The sequence below is a fragment of the Nocardioides guangzhouensis genome, from assembly GCF_004519545.1.
Classification (GTDB): Bacteria; Actinomycetota; Actinomycetes; order Propionibacteriales; family Nocardioidaceae; genus Nocardioides; species Nocardioides guangzhouensis.
The window spans coordinates 22,542-41,120 of the sequence record NZ_SDKM01000041.1 but is presented as its reverse complement, the minus strand read 5'-3'; the positions used below and the strand labels follow the sequence as shown (position 1 = coordinate 41,120).

Here is an 18,579-nt window from a genome sequence, read left to right as displayed (position 1 = left end):
CTGGTCACCGACCTGACCCTGCTCGCGATGGTCGGCATCGTCGACCCGCCACGGCCGGAGGCGAGGGCCGCGATCGCCGAGTGCCACTCGGCCGGGATCCGGGTCCGGATGATCACCGGCGACCACGCCACCACCGCCGCCGCGATCGCCAGGGAGCTCGGCATCGAGGGGCGGGCGATGACCGGCACCGAGTTCGCGGCGATGAGCGACGACGACCTGCTGGCCCAGCTCGACGACATCGGGGTGATCGCCCGGGTGGCGCCCGAGGACAAGATCCGGCTGGTCCAGCTGCTCAAGCGCTCCGGCAACGTGGTCGCGATGACCGGCGACGGGGTGAACGACGCCCCTGCGCTCAAGGCCGCCGACATCGGCGTCGCGATGGGCATCACGGGCACCGAGGTCTCCAAGGAGGCCGCGGTCATGATCCTCACCGACGACAACTTCGCCACCATCGTGAACGCCGTCTCCTACGGCCGGACGCTCTACGACAACCTGGTGAAGTACCTCCGGTTCCAGATGTCCACGCTGGTCGCCTACATCGCGATCTTCCTCGCCGCCGGCATCCTGGACATCGCCGGCGGGGTGCCGCTGAACCCGCTGCAGATCCTCTGGCTCAACATGGTCGTCGACATCCCGATCGCCATCGCGCTGGGGTTCGACCAGGCCACCAAGGGCCTGATGGAACGCCCGCCCCGACCCGTGGCCGCCCCCGTGCTCTCCCGCTCCAACTGGATCCGGCTGTGCGTCCAGGGCGCGATCATGACGATCGGCTCGCTGGTGGCCTACCAGGTCGGCGACGACCTGGACGGCGCCGTGGTCGCAGCGACCATGCTGCTCACCACGCTCTCCATCTTCCACGTCGTCGCCGGGCTCATGTCCCGCGACCAGGTCGGCACCATCTTCGACCGCGACGCCATGCCCGGCCTCGCCCAGCTGCGCCGCTACGGCATCGCCGTGCTCGCCATCATCGCGATCACCACCATCGACCTGCTCGAGAAGATCTTCGGCACCACCGAGATGGACGGCCAGCAGTGGGGCATCTGCCTCGCCCTGGCCGCCAGCCTGCTCGTGGTCGAGGAGGCCATCAAGTTCTTCCTGCGTCGCGGCTCGCGTCCCGCGGAGGAGACCCGTCCGGCCCCGACACCGGCCCAGCCGGCCCTGGCGGCTTGAGGACCGACGTGGCCACGACCGCCCCGCCCGAGACCGCCCGACCGCGGCGCTGGGGGCTGTGGATCGCCGGTGGGGGCTTCCTGCTGTTCCTGCTGCTCGGCACGGTGGTGTCGCTCGCGGGCCCCGAGTCGCCGGACTCCTCCGACAGCTGGTGGGTCTACCTCTCGGTCTTCCTGCTGGTCACCGCGGACGGCGTCTGCCCGGTCTTCCCCGGCGAGACCACGCTCAACACCGCGTCGACCCTCGCGGTCGACAGCAACCTCGTGCTCGGCTGGATCATGGTGGCCGGCGCGGCCGGGGCGATCTGCGGCGACTCCAGCCTCTACTGGCTGGCCCGCTCCACCAGCTCCTACTTCGCCCCCAAGCTCGAGGCCGCCCGCAGGAACGACCAGATCGACTTGGCGCTGCGGCTGATCGGCTCCAGCGCCCCCGCCCTGCTGATCTTCGGTCGCTACGTGCCGGGGATGCGGTTCGTGGTCAACGCGACCTTCGGGATCTCGGCGCACCCCTACCGACACTTCCTGCTCTGGTCCGCGGTCGGCGGCACCACCTGGTCGATCTTCACCTGCGGGCTGGCCTACGCCGTGGCGACCGTGCTCACCGGCTACCCCCTGATGGCGATCGTGGTCTCCGGCCTGGTCACCACCGTGGCCCTCACCGTCGTGTTCTTCATCGGACGCCGTCGGATCCGGGAGCTCGCGGCCAGCGCCCGGGAGGCGACGTGACCACCCTGCCCGGGGTGGCGTCCCCCCACCCGCCCCGACGGCACGCTCGCTCCGAGGGAGGAGGTGGCGCCATGCCCGGACCGGTCACCGCGGCACCCGACCCACCACCCGAACCGTCCCGAGCGCCCGCGCCGGCCGCGCCCCTCGCCGCGCCCGCGCTCGGCAGCCTGCTCGACGCCCTCTGCGACGTGCGGACCATCGAGCTCCAGCTCAGCCTCCCGGTGCGCGACCGCCGTCCCGCCAGCGACGCCCTCGGCCTCGACGCCCTCGAGCCCGAGGTCAGCGAGGTCGCGTTCGTGGACACCCCCGACCTGCGCCTGCTCCGCGGCGGCGTGGTGGTCCGTGCCCGCCGGACGCAGGACCGTCCGGCCGACCTCACCGTCACCCTGCTCTGGGCGGACCCCGCCTCGCTGCCGCCCGAGCTCCGGCGGCTCCCCGGCTTCCGGGTCGACGTCGACGTGCGACCCCGCGGCTACGCCTGCTCGTGCTCGCTCGAGGTGCCGGTCTCCGACCGCACCATGGAGGCGGTCCTGAGCGGCGACCTCCCGGCGTACCAGGTGCTGACAGCGCACCAGCGCCGCCTCGTCTCCGCACACGCCCCGGTCGACGTCGCGACGTACGGCCTGGCCGTGCTCGGTCCCACCCACGTGCTCACCCACCGGCTGGCGGCGCCGGGCCTGAAGCGGGGCCTGGTCGCCGAGCGCTGGTTCCTGCCCGGCGGGTCGCGGTGCCTGCACCTGTCGGCGCGCTGCAGGCCGGCCAAGGTGCTGCGGACCGCCACCCGCGTCGACGCCTACCTGACCGCCCACGGCGTGGTGCCGACGCCCGCGCCCGAGACCACCACGCGGTCGGCCCTGGCCGCCCTCGCCGGGAGGCCCAAGCCGCCCGGTCCCCCACAGCCCGCAAACACACGGCGGCACGGGACCGCCTCAGGGAGGAGCCCAGCATGACGACCTTCACGGTCTGGAAGTTCGACACCGTCGACGGGGCCAAGCACGCAGCCAAGGAGCTGCGTCGTGCCCAGACCGACGGCCTGGTGACCATCGTCGACCACGCCGTCGCCGAGTGGCCGGAGGGCAAGTCCCGTCCGGACATCGACCACCACCACGACGACACCGCGCGCGGCGCCGGCTGGGGAGCCCTCTGGGGCCTCATCGGCGGGGCGCTCTTCATGGTGCCGCTCGTCGGCGTGGCCGCCGGAGCGGCGATCGGTGCCCTGGCCAAGGCCACCGAGGACGCCGGCATCACCAAGGAGCAGCTCCAGACGATCCGCTCCGAGCTGACCGAGGGCACCTCGGCGCTGTTCCTGGTCACCGAGAACGCCGACCTGGACCGGCTCGGCGAGCGGCTCCGCGGCGTGCACTCGAAGCTGCTGACCACGAACCTCACCGACGCCGAGCGGGCGACCCTGCTGGAGACGTTCGGCGGTGGCTGAGGCGCGGCCGGACGCCCAGACGTCCGACCCGCTGGGGCTGGTCAGCGGCGCTGAGGGACTGCTGACCGGCACCGTGGTGTGCGCGTCCGTCATCGCGTACGGCGCGGGCAAGTTCGAGACCACGGGGCAGCTGAGCATCGCGATCCTCGGCACGGCGTTCGTCTACTGGCTCGCCCACCTGCACGCCGCGACCATCGGGAGCGCGGTCACCCACCGCCACCACCCGCTGGTCGCCTTCCGGGTCGGCCTGCGGGAGACCTGGCACGTGGCCGGTGCGTCCGTGCTGCCGCTGCTCGTGCTGCTGGTGACCCACCTGCTCGGCGCCGACCTCGAGGCCTCGGCCTGGACGGCGCTCACCGCCACGATCGGGCTGCTCACGCTCTACAGCTACCTGGCTGGGTCCCGGGCCGGCCTCGACACCTGGGGACGGATCGCGAGCGCCTCCGCAGGCCTGGCCCTCGGCCTGCTGGTGATGCTGCTCAAGGTCGCCCTGCACTGAGACCCGAGCCCGACGACCGCCTCAGCGCCCGCGCCGTCGGGAGCTGCGGCGAGCATGAGCGGACTTCGGCCTGAGCGACCGCGGACGAGGATCGCCGACACCGTCGGTCAGACGATGCTTGGTTGGCAGGCGCCGGAGCGGAGACTGCGGCGCCCTGCCGACCAAGCGGTCACGCGGGTGGTCAGTGGACCGGGTCAGCGTGCCGGGGCCATCTTGTGATCGGCGCCTGTGCTGGCGAGGGCGCCGAGCAGCACGGCCAGCCCGCCCATCACCAGGCCCACGACGAAACCCGACTCGTCGGTGAGCAGGGCGATGAATGCGGCCACGACGTTGGCCGCGCCGACCCCGATCACGGCGGGTCGGCCCCAGGTCCGGTCCAGGGCGAGACCCGCGGCCGCGGCGGCGCCGACCACCGCGAGGGTCACGCCGGCGATCCGGATCCAGGTGGTCTGGTCCTCGGCCAGCGCGGTGCCGAGGTTCATGAGGACGAAGAGACCGGTGACCGCCACGGCGGCCCAACGGATGAGGTTCATGGGGATGCCTCCTGTGAGGAGTGGGTTCGGACCTCACCAACGTGTGGCCTGAACGGCACCCGCGCACAGGGGTCGCGGTCACCGGGGGTGTGCCCGAGATCCCGGCAACCCGGGAACCGGTTCCCGGGGTCGAGGAACGCGGAGCATTGCCACCGGGTGGTCTACAGGGCAGGCTCGCATCATCGTGCGAGCCGAGGCCGTCAGGGACCAAGCCCTGCGTCACGCCACCGCATGGGCGGTGCTGGTGATGACGCTGAGCAGCGCCGCCTTCCTGGCCTACCTCGCCCTGTACCGGGCCGCGCCGGCCGACGGGCTGCCGAGGGTCGAGATCCTCTACGCCGCCTGCCAGGTGCTGCCCTACGGCCTGGTCGGCGCCGTCCTCGTGGCGAAGCGGCCGGACCTCCCGTTCGGCTGGCTGCTCTCCCTGGCGGCGTTGAGCCTGGTGATCATGGTGGCGGTCATGGGGCCGGCGATCTGGGCGCTGGAGACCGGCCACGGCAGTCAGCTCGCGGTCTGGGGACTCACCGTCGGGGCACTGGCGTTCGTGCCGGTCGCGCTCCAGGGCCTGATCAACGTGCGCTTCCCGTCAGGACGGCCCAGCGGCCGGGCCGGACGTCTCCTCGACCGGGTGCTGTGCTGGGGCATCGTGCTGGTCCTCGTCGCCGGCATGCTCGGCGACACCACCATCGGGGCGGTGTACCCCGACGGCGTGCCCGGCGGCGCCGAACGGTTCGTCGACGGCACCCCGGTAGTGGCGGTCGGCAATGCGCTCAGCCTGGCGGTGCCGGTGGTCATCCTGCTCGGGGTCCTCGCCGGGCTCGGCGTCGTGGTCCGGTGCGTGCGGGCCGAGGGCCTGGAGCGCAAGCAGCTGGAGTGGCGCGCAGCCGGCGTGGTCGCCGCGCTGGTGATGTTCCCGTTCGCCGTCACCGACGGGCTCCCGGACTGGGTGGCCGGCGTCGAGCCGCTGCTGTTCGTGGCGACCCTGGCGGTTCCGGTGCTGCGCTACGACCTGTGGGCGATCGACACCCTGATCCGGCGCTCCGCGTCCTACACGTTGGGCGCGGGAGCCTCCGGCACCGTGTTCGAGAACCTGGTGCGCGCGGTCGCGGAGATGCTCCGGCTCCCCTTCGTCGCGGTGCTCCACCGCGACCGGGTGCTGGCCTCCTACGGCTACGAGTGCGGTCGGCTGGAGCGGTGGCCGCTGGTCGACCACGGTGAGCAGGTCGGCACCCTGGTCGCCGCACCCCGCCGCGGCCTGAGCGCGCTCGACGCGCGAGACCGGCAGGTCCTGGCGACCGTGGCCCAGCTCGTCGCCGGGTCCGTGCGGGCCGAGGCGCTCACCGCCGACCTGCTCGACGCGCGGCAACGCATGGTCTCCGCGCGTGAGGAAGAGCGCCGCAGGCTCCGGCGAGAGCTGCACGACGGGCTCGGGCCGCTCCTGACCGGCCTCGGCCTCAACCTCGACGCCGCCCAGTCCTACCTCCAGCGGGACCCGGCCCGCGCCGCGAGCTGTCTGGGGAACGCCAAGGAAGCATCGGCGCTCGTCATCGGCAGCCTGCGCGAGGTGGTCTACGGGCTGCGGCCCCCCGCGCTCGACGACCTGGGCCTGGTCGGCGCGCTCCGGCTGCAGGTCAACCGGATCGCCGGCGACGCTGGAGTGTCCCTGGAGCTACAGGCCCCCGACCGGCTTGCGCTACCGGCGGCCGTGGAGGTCGCGGCGTTCCGCACCGTCGTGGAGGCCGTCACCAACGCGGTCCGGCACAGCAGCGGGAGCCGCATCACCGTCGAGATCGTCCCCGGCCCCGATGACCTGACCGTCACCGTCTGTGACGACGGCGCCACGACCGAGCCCTGGCGGCCCGGGGTCGGGCTCACCGGCATGCGGGAGCGTGCCGCCGAGCTCGGCGGCACCTTCCGGGCAGGCCCGACCCCCGAGGGTGGACGCATCAGCGCCGCGTACCCGTTGACGAGGGTCCCGGCGTGATCGGCGTGGTCCTCGCCGACGACCATCCGCTGGTGCGGCAGGGACTGCGCGCCGTGATCGAGACGACCGACGACATCGAGGTGGTCGCGGAGGCCGAGGACGGCAATGACGCGGTCCGGTTGTGCGTGGAGCACCGTCCCGACGTCGTCCTCATGGACCTGCAGCTGCCCGGCCTGCACGGCATCGAGGCCACCCGGCAGGTCCGTCGGGGCGCACCCGAGACCGTCGTGCTCGTGCTCACCATGTTCGACGACGACGACACGGTCCTCGCCGCCATCTCCGCCGGTGCCGCCGGCTACCTGCTCAAGGGCTCCGGCGGCGCCGACATCCTCGCCGCCGTACGCTCGGCCGCAGCCGGCCAGGCTGTCTTCGGCGCTGACCTCACCGAGCGGGTGCGTGGCTGGATGGACGGACGACCACGCGCCGGCGCACCCCCGTTCCCCGAGCTCACCGACCGGGAACGCGACATCCTGGACGGCGTGGCAGCCGGCCTCACCAACGCCGAGATCGGCCAGCGGCTCTTCCTGGCGCCCAAGACCATCGCCAACAACCTCAGCACCATCCTCGACAAGCTCCACGTCTCCCACCGCACCGAAGCGATCGTCAAAGCCCGCGAAGCCGGCCTCGGAAGAGGCTGACCCGGCCGACGTCGCCGGGTGCAGACGACGACCCACGCGGCGACCGGTGGGCCCGCTCATGGCCGATGTCGGGTGGCGACGGTGGGCCTTCTTCGGTGACCGATCGAAGTCCAGTTCGGGGCGAGGCAGCCCAGTCGGCCCGGAATCTCGTGACGGCCGTCAACTGGTGGGACTCCGCGTTCAACAGGTGGTCGAGTAGTCGATGGAGAACCGGGCGCTCACGTCGCCCTGCCGAACGCTCCGGATCGTCTCCAGGTCGAAGCTGTGGAAGGTTCCGGTGCAGGAGACCCCGTTGCCGTCCAGAGGCACCGCGACCACGGCACCGTTGACCACTTCCTGGAAGCGCAACGCCGGGATGGTGTTGCCGTCATCGTCGGTCCGGGCAGTCAGGTGCGTGGCTCCCACCGCCCACCCGGCTGACGTATCCCCCGATCAGGCCACGTGACCTCGGCCACGGCCGCCACGACAGGTATCGACCTGCCGGGCCGTTCCTTGTCACCCCCGTGGGCCGCGACCACACTGAAAATCGGGGACGCGGCAACCCTGCCGCCCGGCCCGAAGGAGCCCTCATGGCCGAACTTCTCATTCTCGACTTCGACGGCGTCGACGAGGCCGACTACGCCAAGGTCAACAGCGCGCTCGGCCTGGACCCGGAGACCGGTGCCGGTGACTGGCCAGCAGGCCTGATCACCCACGTGGCGGGTGTCTCGGACGCCGGCCACGGCTACGTGGTCGAGGTCTGGGAGTCGCAGCAGGCCCAGGCGGACTTCATGAGCTCACGCCTGGGTCCCGCGATGGGGACGGGGGGCGTCTCGGCCGTCCCGCAGGTGACCTGGGCCCGCGTGATGGGTCATCACAACCCGGGTCTCTGACCCGACCCACCGGGTTCGCCGGCTCAGAGCCGGCGCAGCATCGCCCGCATCCGGTCGATCTCGGCCTGCTGCCCGGTCTGCACGTCGGCGGCGATCTCGCTGACCTGCACGTCGCTGCCGTCGACGGCGACGGTCTGCGCCATGCTCACCGCACCCTGGTGGTGGGCGATCATGCGGCGCAGGAACATCCTGTCGAACGCGGTCCCGTGCAGCCGGCCGAGCGCCTCGAGCTGCTCGTGGGTGAGCATCCCCTGCATCTCCATGTGCCCGTGCTTGCCGTGGTCGTAGTGCTCGGCGTCCTCGCCCTTCTTCGGCACCTCGATGTCCCGGGTCTGCAGCCACGCGCTCAGGGTCAGGATCTCCGGGCCCTGCGAGCCCTCGATCCGGCGGGCCAGGGCCTTCACCGCCGGGCTCCTCGCGTGCGTGCGCGCCAGCGCCGACATCTCCAGCGCCTGCGCGTGGTGCGGCACCATCATCTGCACGAACGCCACGTCCGGGTGGTTCCAGTCGGCGCCCTCCGGGACGTCCTCCGGCCCGATCGTCGAAGGCTCGTCCCCCGGCTTTCCGGGCTGCAGGATCGTGATCTCGTCCCCGTCCTTCGCGGACCGGTCGTCCGGGTCGGCGTCGGCGGTGCACCCGGTGATGAGCAGGGTCCCGGCGAGGACAGTGACGAGGACAGTGGCGAGGGAAGGGCGTACGGCGCGGCGGGCCGGTCGGCGACGTGCCTGGTGGAACGACGTGAGAAGCACCCGAGTGTCTCCTGGAGTCGGTGGACGGTTCTACCGTGCAGAAGTGGAAGCGTTTGCGTAAGCGCTTTACAGCCGCACCCGGAACACGGTACGACAGTCCCGGAACACGGACATGACACCTCATCTCGGGAAGGTTCATCCATGCGACCCACATCCCCCGTGCCCGGGCGCTCACGAGGAGCCCGCATAGCGGCCGCAGCCGTCCTCGCCGTCGCCCTCGGTGCCACCACCGCCCCGGTCGACGCACACGACGGGAAGCACGACAGCCAGGAGTCCACCCAGGCGACCCAGCAGGAGACCCTCTGCCCGCCGGCCAAGGAGAAGCGGCTGAAGGACGCCGGTGACCGGTTCGCCGCGGCGTGCCAGCCCGGCAACGACTTCGCAGGACTCGACGACAGCAATGCGGCCCTCGCGCAGGGCGAGACAGCCGGCTCCAAGAACATCGAGCTGATCGCGAACATCCCCAAGCAGGGCGCGTTCGCGAACGACTCGGCGCTCAACAGCGACCTCGCCTTCAAGGGCACGTACGCCTTCGCCGGCAACTACAACGGCCTGATGGTCTACGACATCTCCCAGCCGCAGAAGCCGCGCATCGTCACCCAGGTCGTCTGCCCCGGCTCGCAGAACGACGTGTCGGTGTACGGCGATCTGCTGGTGCTCAGCGTCGACTCCAGCCGGAGCGACGACTCCTGCAACAGCGTCGCCCAGCCGGCCTCGGAGAAGAGCTCGTGGGAGGGCATCCGGGTCTTCGACATCAGCAACCCGGCCGCCCCGCGCTACGCCGCCTCCGTCGAGACCAGCTGCGGCTCCCACACCCACACGCTCGCGCCGACGAAGAACGGCAAGGACCTCTACGTCTACGTCTCGTCGTACTCGCCCAACGCGGCGTTCCCGGACTGCCAGCCCCCGCACGACCAGATCAGCGTGATCAAGATCCCGACCGCCTCGCCCGACGACGCGGCACTGGTCGGCACCCCGGTCCTGTTCCCGGACGGCGGCAACCCGGGCGGCAACGGCTCGTCGACCACGAGCGGCTGCCACGACATCACGGCGTACCCCTCCAAGGACATCGCCGCCGGCGCCTGCATGGGTGACGGCATCCTGATGGACATCTCCGACCGCGAGCACCCGGTGGTCACCGAGCAGGTCCGCGACACCACCAACTTCGCGTTCTGGCACTCCGCCACGTTCAACAACGCCGGCACCAAGGTGGTGTTCACCGACGAGCTCGGCGGCGGCGGTGCGCCGACCTGCAACCCGACCACCGGCCAGGAGAAGGGCGCGGACGGGATCTACGACATCGTCGACGGGCAGCTCGTGTTCAAGAGCTACTTCAAGATCCCGCGGACCCAGTCCAACACCGAGAACTGCGTGGCCCACAACGGCTCGCTGATCCCGGTCAAGGGCAAGGACATCATGGTCCAGGCGTGGTACCAGGGCGGCATCTCCGTCTGGGACTTCACCGACTCCGCCAACCCGAAGGAGATCGGCTGGTTCGACCGCGGTCCCTACAACGAGGCGGCGCTGACCATCGCCGGCGCCTGGTCGACGTACTACTACAACGGCTACATCTACTCCAACGAGATCCAGCGAGGGTTCGACGTCTTCGACCTGCGTGACCCGCGCACGGCCCCGGCGAAGAAGGTCCGGATGGACCTCTTCAACCCGCAGTCGCAGCCGTCGTACAACGGCTGACGTCAGCGACGGAACAGCCCCACCGAGCGGAGGCCCCCGGGAGCGCCCGGGGGCCTCCGCGCGTCCGCACCCTCTGCGGACGAGGCGAACAGAGCGTGGAGGACGGCCACCGCCACGGCCGCGAACGCGACCGACACCAGCGAGAGCATCACGACGGTGCCGGTCGAGGCGAGCGGGTCGTCGCGGACCAGCATCGCCACGCCCATGGCCGCGACCGACGGCGGGACCAGGGCGAACCACCCGAGCACGGCGTACGGCGCGCGCCGCCCGGCCGGGGTGTCGCGCAGCGTGGTGACGCCGGCAGCCACCGTCAGCGGCACCACGCAGCCGAGGTCGAGCAGCACGATGGACCAGAAGAAAGTGGGCTCGTCGGCGTACTCGGCGGTGAGGCGGTGCCCCTGTCCGGCGCCGGCGAGGAGGTCGGCGTACCGCGAGACGACAAAGGCGGCCAGGCCGAAGGACAGCCATGCCAGCCACCGTCGCCGCGACGGCGTCGGAGCCGGCGTCGGGCGGTCCCGGGCCAGCGACCAGGCACGGAGCACCAGCCCGCCGGCGAGGCCGCTGACGGCCACGTGGAACAGCGCCACCGCGGAGTAGGTCGGGTACTCCGGCCCCACGACGTACTGGACGAACATGTACGCCGCGTACGCCGCGGGGCCGAACGCCAGCAGCGGTGCGGCCGGGTGGTCCCGGAGCGCGAGGATCCCGGACCAGACGGCCCACGGGACCACGAGCAGCAGGGTCACCACCTCGAGCCCGATCATCTGGTTCACCAGCGACTCCGAGACCGGGTAGTCCACGACGTCGAGGCCCAGCGGGCCGAGCACCGAGCTGACCACCAGCAGCGCGGCCAGCACGATCATGAGCACGCCGAAGCCCAGCGGCGGTCGCCGTCGTACGTCGCTTCCGCTGGTGCCTGCCATGTCTGCTCCTCGGTTCCACGCTCGGCCGGCTCACCGATGCCGACAAGGGCCAGTGGTCCGCGCGGCGGTTGTCAAATGACCCGTTTCGGGGGGTCCGGGTTGGCAACCGCCACGCGACAATTCCGGTCGTGAGCACTGGAGAGCAGCTGGTCTTCCTGCTGGTGATCGGCGGACGCTTCGTGCTGCCCCTGTTCATCCCGCGCTTCCCGCTGCCGGCGATCATCGCCTGCCTGGTCCTCGACGGCGTCGACCAGACGATCTTCCAGAGCATGGGCTACGACCCGCCGGGCTACCAGGGCTACGACAAGGCGATGGACGTCTTCTACCTGGCGATCGCCTACATCTCGACCCTGCGCAACTGGCAGCAGCTCGGGGCGTTCCGGATCGGGCGGTTCCTGTACTTCTACCGGCTGGTCGGCGTGGTGTCGTTCGAGCTCAGCCAGGTGCGGGCGCTGCTGCTGATCTTCCCCAACACGTTCGAGTACTTCTACATCGCCTACGAGGCGGTGCGCACGCGCTGGAACAACCGGCGCTTCTCGTTCCGCTGGTGGCTGTGGTGCGCCGGCCTGATCTGGGTGTTCGTGAAGCTGCCGCAGGAGTGGTGGATCCACGTCGCGCAGCTCGACTTCACCGAGTTCATGGCCGACAACGCGTGGGCGCCGCCGCTGCTGCTGGCGCTGATCGTGGTCGCGGCCCTGATCCTGTGGTTCGTGGTCCGGCCGCGGCTGCTGCCGGCCGACTGGTCGTTCAAGATCGCCGCCGACCCGCTGCCGCCCTCGATGGACACCGCGGAGGAGCAGGCCGAGTGGCACGCCCGCTTCGGCAGCATGCGGTCGTGGGCCACGGTCGAGAAGGTGGTGCTGGTCGGGCTGATCTCCGTGGTCTACGGCCAGGTCCTGCCGGGCATCGACTCCTCACCGCTGCAGCTGTTCATCGGCGTCGGCGCGGTGGTCGTGGTCAACGCCGGCTTCACCCTCTTCATGGCCCGCCGCTCCCGCACCATCGCCTCGCTCGGCTGGGCGTTCCTGGCCCGGCTGGCTGCCAACGTGGCGCTGGTGGTGGCCGCCGAGCTCCTGGTCGGCGCCGGCCGCCCGGGCGACGTCGACGCCCCGACCCTGCTGTTCTTCCTCGGCCTGATCAGCCTGATCACCACCCTGCACGACCGCTGGCGGCCGGTGCTCGCGGTGCGGGTCATGGCGGAGCGGGCCGAGAAGGCCGCGTCGTCCGCCTGAGGGTTGTCCGCCTGAGGAGGGGGTGGGCACCCTCCTCAGGCGGAGGACCGGCTTCCTCCGCGGGGTGGTGCGTGCCAGCATGAAGGCGTGGGCTCGCGCATGGTGGGGCGCGACGGGCAGCTGGAGGCGCTGCGGCGGCTGACGTCGGCGGCGCTGGCCGGGGAGCCCGCGGCAGCGCTCGTGACCGGCGAGGCGGGCATCGGCAAGACCCGCCTGGTCGCCGAGCTGGTGCACGAGCTCGGGCACCGCGACGTCCTCGTTGCCCGCGGGCAGTGCACTGCGGGGAGTCGGGCCGTCCCCCTCGGTCCCCTGCTCGACGCGCTGCGGGACCTGCGCCGTTCGCTCGGCCCCCAGGCGTTCGCTGAGCTCGCCGGCGGCCGCCTGCCCGAGGTGCAGCGGCTGCTCCCGGAGCTGGCTCCCCGCGCACGGCAGGACGGTCCCGGGGTGGGCGCCGCGCAGGTGCTGGCGGCCACCTCCGGCCTGCTGCGCGAAGCCGCCGCAGCGCGACCGATGGCCCTGGTGATCGAGGACCTGCACTGGTCTGACGAGTCGAGCCGCGACGTGGTCGACCACCTGGTCCGCAGCATGCGGAGCGAGCGCCTCGCCGTGGTGATCACCGTGCGCACGGACGACCCCGCGTACGACGAGGTCCGCGGCTTCCTCGCCGAGCTCGCCGGCCTGCCGAGCATGCAGCGCATCGACCTGCCCCGGCTCGGCGCGGACGACGTCGCCGCCCAGGTGCAGGACCTGTTGTCCGACGGCGCCGGCGGCGCGGCCGCGGACGTGGACCGGATCCTGACGCTGTCCGGCGGTATCCCCCTGCTCGTCGAGGAGCTCGTCGCGGCCGACTCCACGGACGTCGACGAGCTGGCGGTCCGGCTGCTCGGCCACCGGGTGGCCCGGCTCTCCCCGTCCGGGCAGGCAGTGGTGCGCGCGGCGGCGCTGGCCTCGGTAGACGCCCGCCCGGGCGACCTGGCGGACGTCGTCGACCTCGCGCCTGACGAGTTCGACCGCGGGCTGGCCGCGGCCGTCTCCGGTGGAGTGCTGGTCCGCAGAGGCCCGACCGTGCAGTTCCGCCACGCGCTGCTGCGGGAGGCGGTGATCGCGGACCTCCCCCTCTCCGAGGCACGCCGGATCCACCTCGGCTGGGCCCGGTGCCTCGAGCCGGTGACGAGGTCCCTCCTGGAGGCCGTCGCCGTGGCCCACCACCTGACCGAGGCGGACCGACCCGGACCAGCGCTGCGTGCGTGGCTGCGCGCTGCCGACGAGGCCGGCCGGATCTCCGCCTACCCCGAGCAGGTCCGCATGCTCCGGGAGGCCGCCGACCTGTGGCCCCGGGTGCCCGACGGCGAACGTCCCGAGGGGGCCGACCTCGCCGACGTGCTCACGTGGGCGGCGGAGAGTGCGCTGCTCGGGATGGCCCGGCAGCAGGTCGTGCGCGACCTCGTGCAGGACGCGCGCAAGGCCCTCCCCGACGGCGCAGAGGACGCTCGACGCGCCTGGCTCACGGTCCTCTGGGACCAGAGCCTGTGGCACGACGACGACCACCTCGACTGGGAGCAAGCCATCGCCACGGCGGGCGACATCCCTCCGGACCCACCGAAGCGGAGGATCCTGACCTGTCTGTGGGTGGCCCGCGCCTGCCGGCGCAAGGCGCGGCTGGACGAGGCGCAGCGGTACGCCGCCGAGGCCATCGCGCTCGCCCGGTCGACGGGTGCTCCCGCCCTCGTCGTGCGCGCCAACACGACCCTGTCCTACGTGGAGTCCGCCCTGGGTCACCACGACGTCGGCATCTCTACCGCCCGCGAGGCCGTCCGCGTGGCCGAGCAGCTCGATGACCTGGATGCCCTGACCGAGGCCCTCCAGGTCCTCTGCATCGTGCTGTGGAACGCGGGTGAGGACGAGGAGAGCGCTGCCCTCTCAGCGCGGCTCGTCGACCTGCTCGGCGGCGACCGACCCGGCCCGCTCCCGGCATGGTGGGGCATGGCCGTCGCCAACCTGGCCGAGGCCTGCATCGACGACGGCCGCTGGGACGAGGCCGAGCTCCTCATCCAGCGGGTCGCCGACCATCGAGACCTGCCCGAGTACGCCTTCTGGGCCGCTGCCAGGCTCCGTGACCACCTTGCCGCCTGGCGCGGGCGGCCGGAGCCCGATCGCTCTCAGAATCCGCGGCCCCCGCACCGGGGTTCCATGGAGAACACCGACGTCGACGACCTGCTGGCCTTCCTCTACACCTACGCCGACATCGCATCCCTGCGCGGGGACATCGTCACGACCCGGCCCTTGATCGCCAGGGCGCTGGCCGCTGACCACGCGGCGATGCTCCCGGGGCTCCTCCACCCGCTTCTCGTGGTTGCGGCACGCACCGAGGCCGATGCCGCGGCCGGCGGCGCTGACCCCGAACCCGAGGCGGGACAGTGGATCGTCGACCGGGTCCTGCGGCTGCTCGAGGTCGCGCCGCCCCGATGCGCCCGCGACGAGGCGTCGGTCGCAACGGTCCGCGCCGAGCTGGCACGCCGCGCCGGCGAGGACGATGCCACGACGTGGGACGACGTCGTCGCACAGTGGCGCGAGCTCGCGTTCCCCCACCGGCTCGGCTGGGCCCTGCTCCGTGCAGGTGCCGCCCATGCCTCCGAGGGCGACCCGACCGAGGCCCGTCGCCGGCTCGCCGAGGCCCTCGTGATCGCGGACGGCCTCGGCGCCGTCCCGCTCCGCGAGGCCGTCCTCGCGACGGGACGACGGGCGAGGCTCCGGCTGGCGCCGACCAGCGTGTCGGCCGCCGAGCTCGGGCTGACCGACCGCGAGCTCGAGGTCCTGCGACTCCTCGCGACCGGCGCCAGCAACGGGGCCATCGCCCGGGAGCTGTTCATCTCGCCGAAGACGGTGTCGGTGCACGTCTCCCACATCCTGGCCAAGCTCGGCGTCGCCACGCGCGTCGAAGCGGCGGCCGCCGCCTACGCGAGCGGGGTCCTCGACGGGCAGTCGTCCGCCTGAGGAGGGGTTGTGCACCCTCCTCAGGCGGACGACCCTCAGGCGGTGCCGAAGAACGTCGCCAGCGCCGGCACCCGCCTGATCACGAGCTGGTCGAGCGCCAGCACCACCAGCAGCGACAGCCCGAACAGCGGCAGGAGGACGCCGAGCGCGGCGATCCCGAGCGCCAGCAGCGGTGAGGACCGCAGTGGCATCCGGCCGCGCGGCGCCCCGAGTGAACCCGTGCCCCGCGGGCGGCGGCGCCACCACATGAGCGGGCCCGTCACGCAGGAGACGATCACCAGCACGCACATCAGCGCCGACCCCCAGAACGACCAGTGGCCGAGGCTGCGGCCCTCGTGCAGGCCGATCCCTTGGCTGACCACCTTCGCCAGCGTCGGGTAGTCGTCGAAGCCGTACGCCGACACCACCTCGCCGCCGTACCGGTCGACGTGCACGGTGCGCTCGTCGGACGGCGCGTCGAACGCGTAGCCGATCACCGAGAACACCCCGTCGTCGCCGGCCGGCAGCGCGACCGTCATCGGGTGCCGCAGGCCCTCGCCGTCCGCGACCTGGACCGCGGTGTCGAGGTTGGCCACGCTGCGCTCGTGCCCGTCCCCGTCCGACGACGGGACCTCGCTGCCGCCCTGCGCCCACGGCACCTCGTGCGCGTGGCTGTGCGGGAGCGACTCGTCCAGCGTCGAGTGCGGGTCGGACGCGGCGCCCGGGTCGGTGCTCCACAGCGAGGACCCACGACCGGAGGCGATCTCCTGCGCCCGCTCCCCGAAGACGCCGGTCCACGGCAGCCCGGAGACCAGCAGCATCAGCAGGCCGATGCCCACCACCGAGCCGACGGCGGCGTGCCGCGAGCGCAGCCGGGCCCCCGGAGCCCGGCTGCGCCGGCGGGCCCGGCGGCCCTTGACGAGGAGGTAGTAGCCGGTCAGTGCCATCACGATCGCCCAGCAGGCACCCAGCTCCATCACCCGGTCGCCGAGGGTGCCGGACATCAGCTCGGCGTGCAGCCGGACCGCGGTCCCGGACAGTGTCGCGTCGAGGTCGAGGTCGCCGAGCACCTTGGCGCCGTACGGGTTCACGTAGACGTCGCGGGCCTCGCCCGCCGCGGTCACGACCGAGAACACGGTCGGCCGCCCCTCCTCGCGCGGCTCGGCCATCGAGAGCACCTCGGCGCCGGGGTGGGCCCGCTCGACGGCGGCGAGCTGGGCGGCGTACGGCTGCCGGATGGAGGCCGCCGAGGGCTGGTCGGCGTTCATCAGGTCCGGGTGGAGCAGGGGCTCGATCTGGAAGCGGAACAGGTAGATCAGGCCGGTGGTGGCCAGCACCAGCAGCACCGGCACCACCAGGAAGCTGGCGTAGAAGTGCCAGCGCCAGAAGGCACGGAACAGGCCGGAGCTGCGGCGGCGGTCGCGGGCGTCGGGTCGTTCGTCGCGCAGGGGTGCGCGCAGGTCGGTCATGGGTCTCTCCTCGAGAGGTCGCCGGGGAGCGCGAGCGGGCGCGGGCGCGCGTCAACGGCGCCGCGCCGGGTCGCGCGGGTAAGCGGGGGCGCCCGACCCGGGTCGGCCAGAGACAGGCTCGGGGGTCAGGCGGCGAGGAGGACCGGCGGGCCGCGGCGTACGACGGCGCGCGCGAGGTGGACCAGCCGGGGTGGCGGCTGGGGGCACCGGAGCGCCGGCACGACCGTGGGTACGGCGCACCCGACCGCCGGCGTCACGGCGATCGCCAGCAGCCGGGCGGCGCGCGGCAGGACCGCCCCGGCGGCGAGCGCGACCAGCGTCCAGAGGGCGTGCTCGCCGACCGCCAGCCAGAGGCCGACCAGGGCGGCGGCGGTGAGGTGCACCGCCATCATCGGCGCGTGCGCGCCGGCCAGGTCGGCGACCAGGTGCCGGAGCCCGGCGGGGAGCACCAGCTCGGTGTCGATGGTGCCGCCGGCGGCGGTCCGGGCCGCGTCGTACTGGTCGAGGAGGGAGCCGGTGCGCCGCCCGGAGGCGGCCGGGAGCGTCGGCTCGACGTGGCGAACCGGCGGGGTGGCGGCGACGGGGTCGCCGCGATGGCCGGCGGTGACGGTCAGCGCCGCGTGGATGAAGGTCTGGCCGCCGACGGTGAGCAGGACGACCCGGAGCGTGGAGGCCGGGCCGCCGAGCAGCGCCGCGACACCGACCGTGCACAGGCCGAAGACCACCACCTGGACGGCGGCCGAGGGCAGCAGCCCGCCGGCGTACCCGTGCGCCGCGACGCCGGTGGTCGTCGCGACCGCGGCCAGCGCGAGCGCGCGTGGCCACCGCAGCGAGGATCCTGGTCCCGGGGGCACCGGGTCATCCTGTCACGCAGGCCGGTGCCGGCCTCAGTTGAGGAAGCGGGTGCTGCGCGGGATCCCACCGCCGCGGTGCACCTCCTCGACCAGCTCCTGGAGGGCGGTGAGGGCGACGTTCTGGGAGAGCGGACCGAAGGAGACCCGGGCGACGCCGATCTCCTCGAGGCGGGCCAGCGACGGGTTGCCTGGGATCGCGATCATGGTCAGCCGCTGCGGACCGTAGGCGTCGACCAGGGTCTGGACCCCCTCCTCCTTCAGGATCGCGGGGACGAACACGACCGGGGCGCCGGCGTCGAGGTAGGCCTTGCCGCGCTCGACCGCCTCCTTCAGGTTGTCGGCCGGGTCCTTGTCGCGGCCGAGGTGGTAGGCGTCCGTGCGCGCGTTGAGCACGAAGTCGACTCCCTCGGACTCGGCGGCCTTCATGATCGCCTCGACCTGGCGGGCCGCCTCGGGCAGCGGCTTCATCTGGTCCTCGATGTTGGCGCCGACCACGCCGATGCCGATCGCCCGGCGCACGGTCTCGGCGGCGTCGCCGTAGCCGCCCTCGAGGTCGGCGGTGACCGGCAGGTCGGTGGCCTCGACGACCCGCCTCACCGCGTCCAGCATCAGGTCGACCGGGATGTTCTCGCCGTCGGGATAGCCGTACGCCGCCGCGATCGAGTGGCTCGCAGTGGCCAGGGCCTTCGTCCCCTCGACGCCGGCCACCACCCTGGCCGTGATCGCGTCCCAGACGTTCACCATGGTCAACAGCGTCGGGTCCTGGTGCAGGCGGAGAAGCTCGGTGCCCTTGGCGGCGGTGGTGGAGTCGGCCATCACGGTCCTCTC

18 protein-coding genes are annotated in these 18,579 nt (G+C 72.6%); 11 read left to right on the top strand and 7 right to left on the bottom strand.

Features of this window, described 5'->3' with window-relative positions:
- The 5 genes from EKO23_RS20915 to EKO23_RS20895 form a co-directional block, all read left to right on the top strand.
- Positions 1-1,170: HAD-IC family P-type ATPase (locus EKO23_RS20915; protein ID WP_134720339.1), on the top strand; the 1,170-nt coding region annotated here is incomplete at its 5' end.
- Positions 1,171-1,178: 8 nt separating this feature from the next.
- Positions 1,179-1,895 (top strand): DedA family protein, encoded by a 717-nt coding sequence (locus EKO23_RS20910; protein WP_134720337.1) that lies wholly within the window; start codon positions 1,179-1,181, stop codon positions 1,893-1,895.
- A 71-nt stretch (positions 1,896-1,966) separates the two neighbouring features.
- Positions 1,967-2,845 (top strand): hypothetical protein, encoded by an 879-nt coding sequence (locus EKO23_RS20905; RefSeq protein WP_134720335.1) that lies wholly within the window; start codon positions 1,967-1,969, stop codon positions 2,843-2,845.
- Complete coding sequence (locus EKO23_RS20900) at positions 2,842-3,330, top strand: DUF1269 domain-containing protein (protein ID WP_134720333.1); 489 nt, start codon at positions 2,842-2,844, stop codon at positions 3,328-3,330. The genes EKO23_RS20905 and EKO23_RS20900 overlap by 4 nt, the downstream gene beginning before the upstream one ends.
- Entirely contained in the window at positions 3,323-3,829 is a 507-nt protein-coding gene (locus tag EKO23_RS20895; RefSeq protein ID WP_134720331.1) for a hypothetical protein, read from the top strand. Before EKO23_RS20900 ends, EKO23_RS20895 begins: the two co-directional genes overlap by 8 nt.
- Positions 3,830-4,023: 194 nt before the next feature.
- Here the strand turns inward: EKO23_RS20895 and EKO23_RS20890 are convergent, their stop codons facing one another.
- Positions 4,024-4,362: a hypothetical protein gene (locus tag EKO23_RS20890; protein WP_134720329.1), complete on the bottom strand. Its 339-nt coding sequence runs from the start codon at positions 4,360-4,362 to the stop codon at positions 4,024-4,026.
- Between the two features lie 184 nt (positions 4,363-4,546).
- On the opposite strand from EKO23_RS20890, the gene EKO23_RS20885 reads away from it, so the two are divergent.
- Both EKO23_RS20885 and EKO23_RS20880 read left to right on the top strand, forming a co-directional pair.
- Positions 4,547-6,346, top strand: a complete 1,800-nt coding sequence (locus EKO23_RS20885) for a sensor histidine kinase (protein ID WP_134720327.1) — start codon at positions 4,547-4,549, stop codon at positions 6,344-6,346.
- Positions 6,343-6,984, top strand: a complete 642-nt coding sequence (locus tag EKO23_RS20880) for a response regulator transcription factor (RefSeq protein ID WP_217702734.1) — start codon at positions 6,343-6,345, stop codon at positions 6,982-6,984. Before EKO23_RS20885 ends, EKO23_RS20880 begins: the two co-directional genes overlap by 4 nt.
- Positions 6,985-7,164: 180 nt before the next feature.
- Here EKO23_RS20880 and EKO23_RS20875 read toward each other — a convergent pair whose 3' ends face one another.
- Positions 7,165-7,389, bottom strand: coding sequence for a hypothetical protein (locus EKO23_RS20875; RefSeq protein WP_134720325.1), 225 nt, complete (start codon positions 7,387-7,389; stop codon positions 7,165-7,167).
- Between the two features lie 164 nt (positions 7,390-7,553).
- Between EKO23_RS20875 and EKO23_RS25450 the strand changes: the two genes are divergently transcribed.
- Positions 7,554-7,856 (top strand): hypothetical protein, encoded by a 303-nt coding sequence (locus tag EKO23_RS25450; RefSeq protein ID WP_167880579.1) that lies wholly within the window; start codon positions 7,554-7,556, stop codon positions 7,854-7,856.
- 23 nt (positions 7,857-7,879) lie between these two features.
- On the opposite strand, the gene EKO23_RS20865 is transcribed toward EKO23_RS25450, so the two are convergent.
- On the bottom strand, positions 7,880-8,605 hold the full coding sequence (locus EKO23_RS20865) for a DUF305 domain-containing protein (RefSeq protein WP_134720321.1): 726 nt from the start codon (positions 8,603-8,605) through the stop codon (positions 7,880-7,882).
- Between the two features lie 141 nt (positions 8,606-8,746).
- On the opposite strand from EKO23_RS20865, the gene EKO23_RS20860 reads away from it, so the two are divergent.
- Entirely contained in the window at positions 8,747-10,300 is a 1,554-nt protein-coding gene (locus tag EKO23_RS20860; RefSeq protein WP_134720320.1) for an LVIVD repeat-containing protein, read from the top strand.
- A gap of 2 nt (positions 10,301-10,302) precedes the next feature.
- Here the strand turns inward: EKO23_RS20860 and EKO23_RS25720 are convergent, their stop codons facing one another.
- Positions 10,303-11,223, bottom strand: a complete 921-nt coding sequence (locus tag EKO23_RS25720) for a hypothetical protein (protein ID WP_175582727.1) — start codon at positions 11,221-11,223, stop codon at positions 10,303-10,305.
- Positions 11,224-11,351: 128 nt separating this feature from the next.
- Here EKO23_RS25720 and EKO23_RS20850 point away from each other — a divergent pair, with 128 nt between their 5' ends.
- The gene (locus tag EKO23_RS20850) at positions 11,352-12,455 is read left to right on the top strand and encodes a hypothetical protein (protein WP_217702733.1); all 1,104 of its coding nucleotides are present in this window, start codon (positions 11,352-11,354) and stop codon (positions 12,453-12,455) included.
- Between the two features lie 87 nt (positions 12,456-12,542).
- A complete protein-coding gene (locus EKO23_RS26540) occupies positions 12,543-15,449 on the top strand; it encodes a helix-turn-helix transcriptional regulator (protein ID WP_134720318.1) in 2,907 nt (968 codons plus the stop codon).
- Between the two features lie 35 nt (positions 15,450-15,484).
- Here EKO23_RS26540 and EKO23_RS20840 read toward each other — a convergent pair whose 3' ends face one another.
- From EKO23_RS20840 to EKO23_RS20830, 3 genes are all read right to left on the bottom strand, one after another.
- Positions 15,485-16,897 carry a PepSY-associated TM helix domain-containing protein gene (locus EKO23_RS20840; RefSeq protein WP_134720316.1) on the bottom strand — a complete coding sequence of 471 codons (1,413 nt, stop codon included), beginning with the start codon at positions 16,895-16,897 and terminating at the stop codon, positions 15,485-15,487.
- Between the two features lie 125 nt (positions 16,898-17,022).
- Positions 17,023-17,751, bottom strand: coding sequence for a hypothetical protein (locus EKO23_RS20835; protein WP_134720314.1), 729 nt, complete (start codon positions 17,749-17,751; stop codon positions 17,023-17,025).
- Positions 17,752-17,784: 33 nt separating this feature from the next.
- A complete protein-coding gene (locus EKO23_RS20830) occupies positions 17,785-18,567 on the bottom strand; it encodes an isocitrate lyase/PEP mutase family protein (protein ID WP_134720312.1) in 783 nt (260 codons plus the stop codon).
- Positions 18,568-18,579: the final 12 nt, after the last annotated feature.

What these genes read in the sequence shown, in the direction of transcription:
- EKO23_RS25720 (WP_175582727.1), bottom strand. Translation starts at nt 11,223, where the DNA reads ATGGCAGGCACCAGCGGAAGCGACGTACGACGGCGACCGCCGCTGGGC.
- EKO23_RS20840 (WP_134720316.1), bottom strand. Translation starts at nt 16,897, where the DNA reads ATGACCGACCTGCGCGCACCCCTGCGCGACGAACGACCCGACGCCCGC.
- EKO23_RS20905 (WP_134720335.1), top strand. Translation starts at nt 1,967, where the DNA reads ATGCCCGGACCGGTCACCGCGGCACCCGACCCACCACCCGAACCGTCC.
- EKO23_RS20900 (WP_134720333.1), top strand. Translation starts at nt 2,842, where the DNA reads ATGACGACCTTCACGGTCTGGAAGTTCGACACCGTCGACGGGGCCAAG.
- EKO23_RS25450 (WP_167880579.1), top strand. Translation starts at nt 7,554, where the DNA reads ATGGCCGAACTTCTCATTCTCGACTTCGACGGCGTCGACGAGGCCGAC.
- EKO23_RS20890 (WP_134720329.1), bottom strand. Translation starts at nt 4,362, where the DNA reads ATGAACCTCATCCGTTGGGCCGCCGTGGCGGTCACCGGTCTCTTCGTC.
- EKO23_RS20830 (WP_134720312.1), bottom strand. Translation starts at nt 18,567, where the DNA reads ATGGCCGACTCCACCACCGCCGCCAAGGGCACCGAGCTTCTCCGCCTG.
- EKO23_RS20860 (WP_134720320.1), top strand. Translation starts at nt 8,747, where the DNA reads ATGCGACCCACATCCCCCGTGCCCGGGCGCTCACGAGGAGCCCGCATA.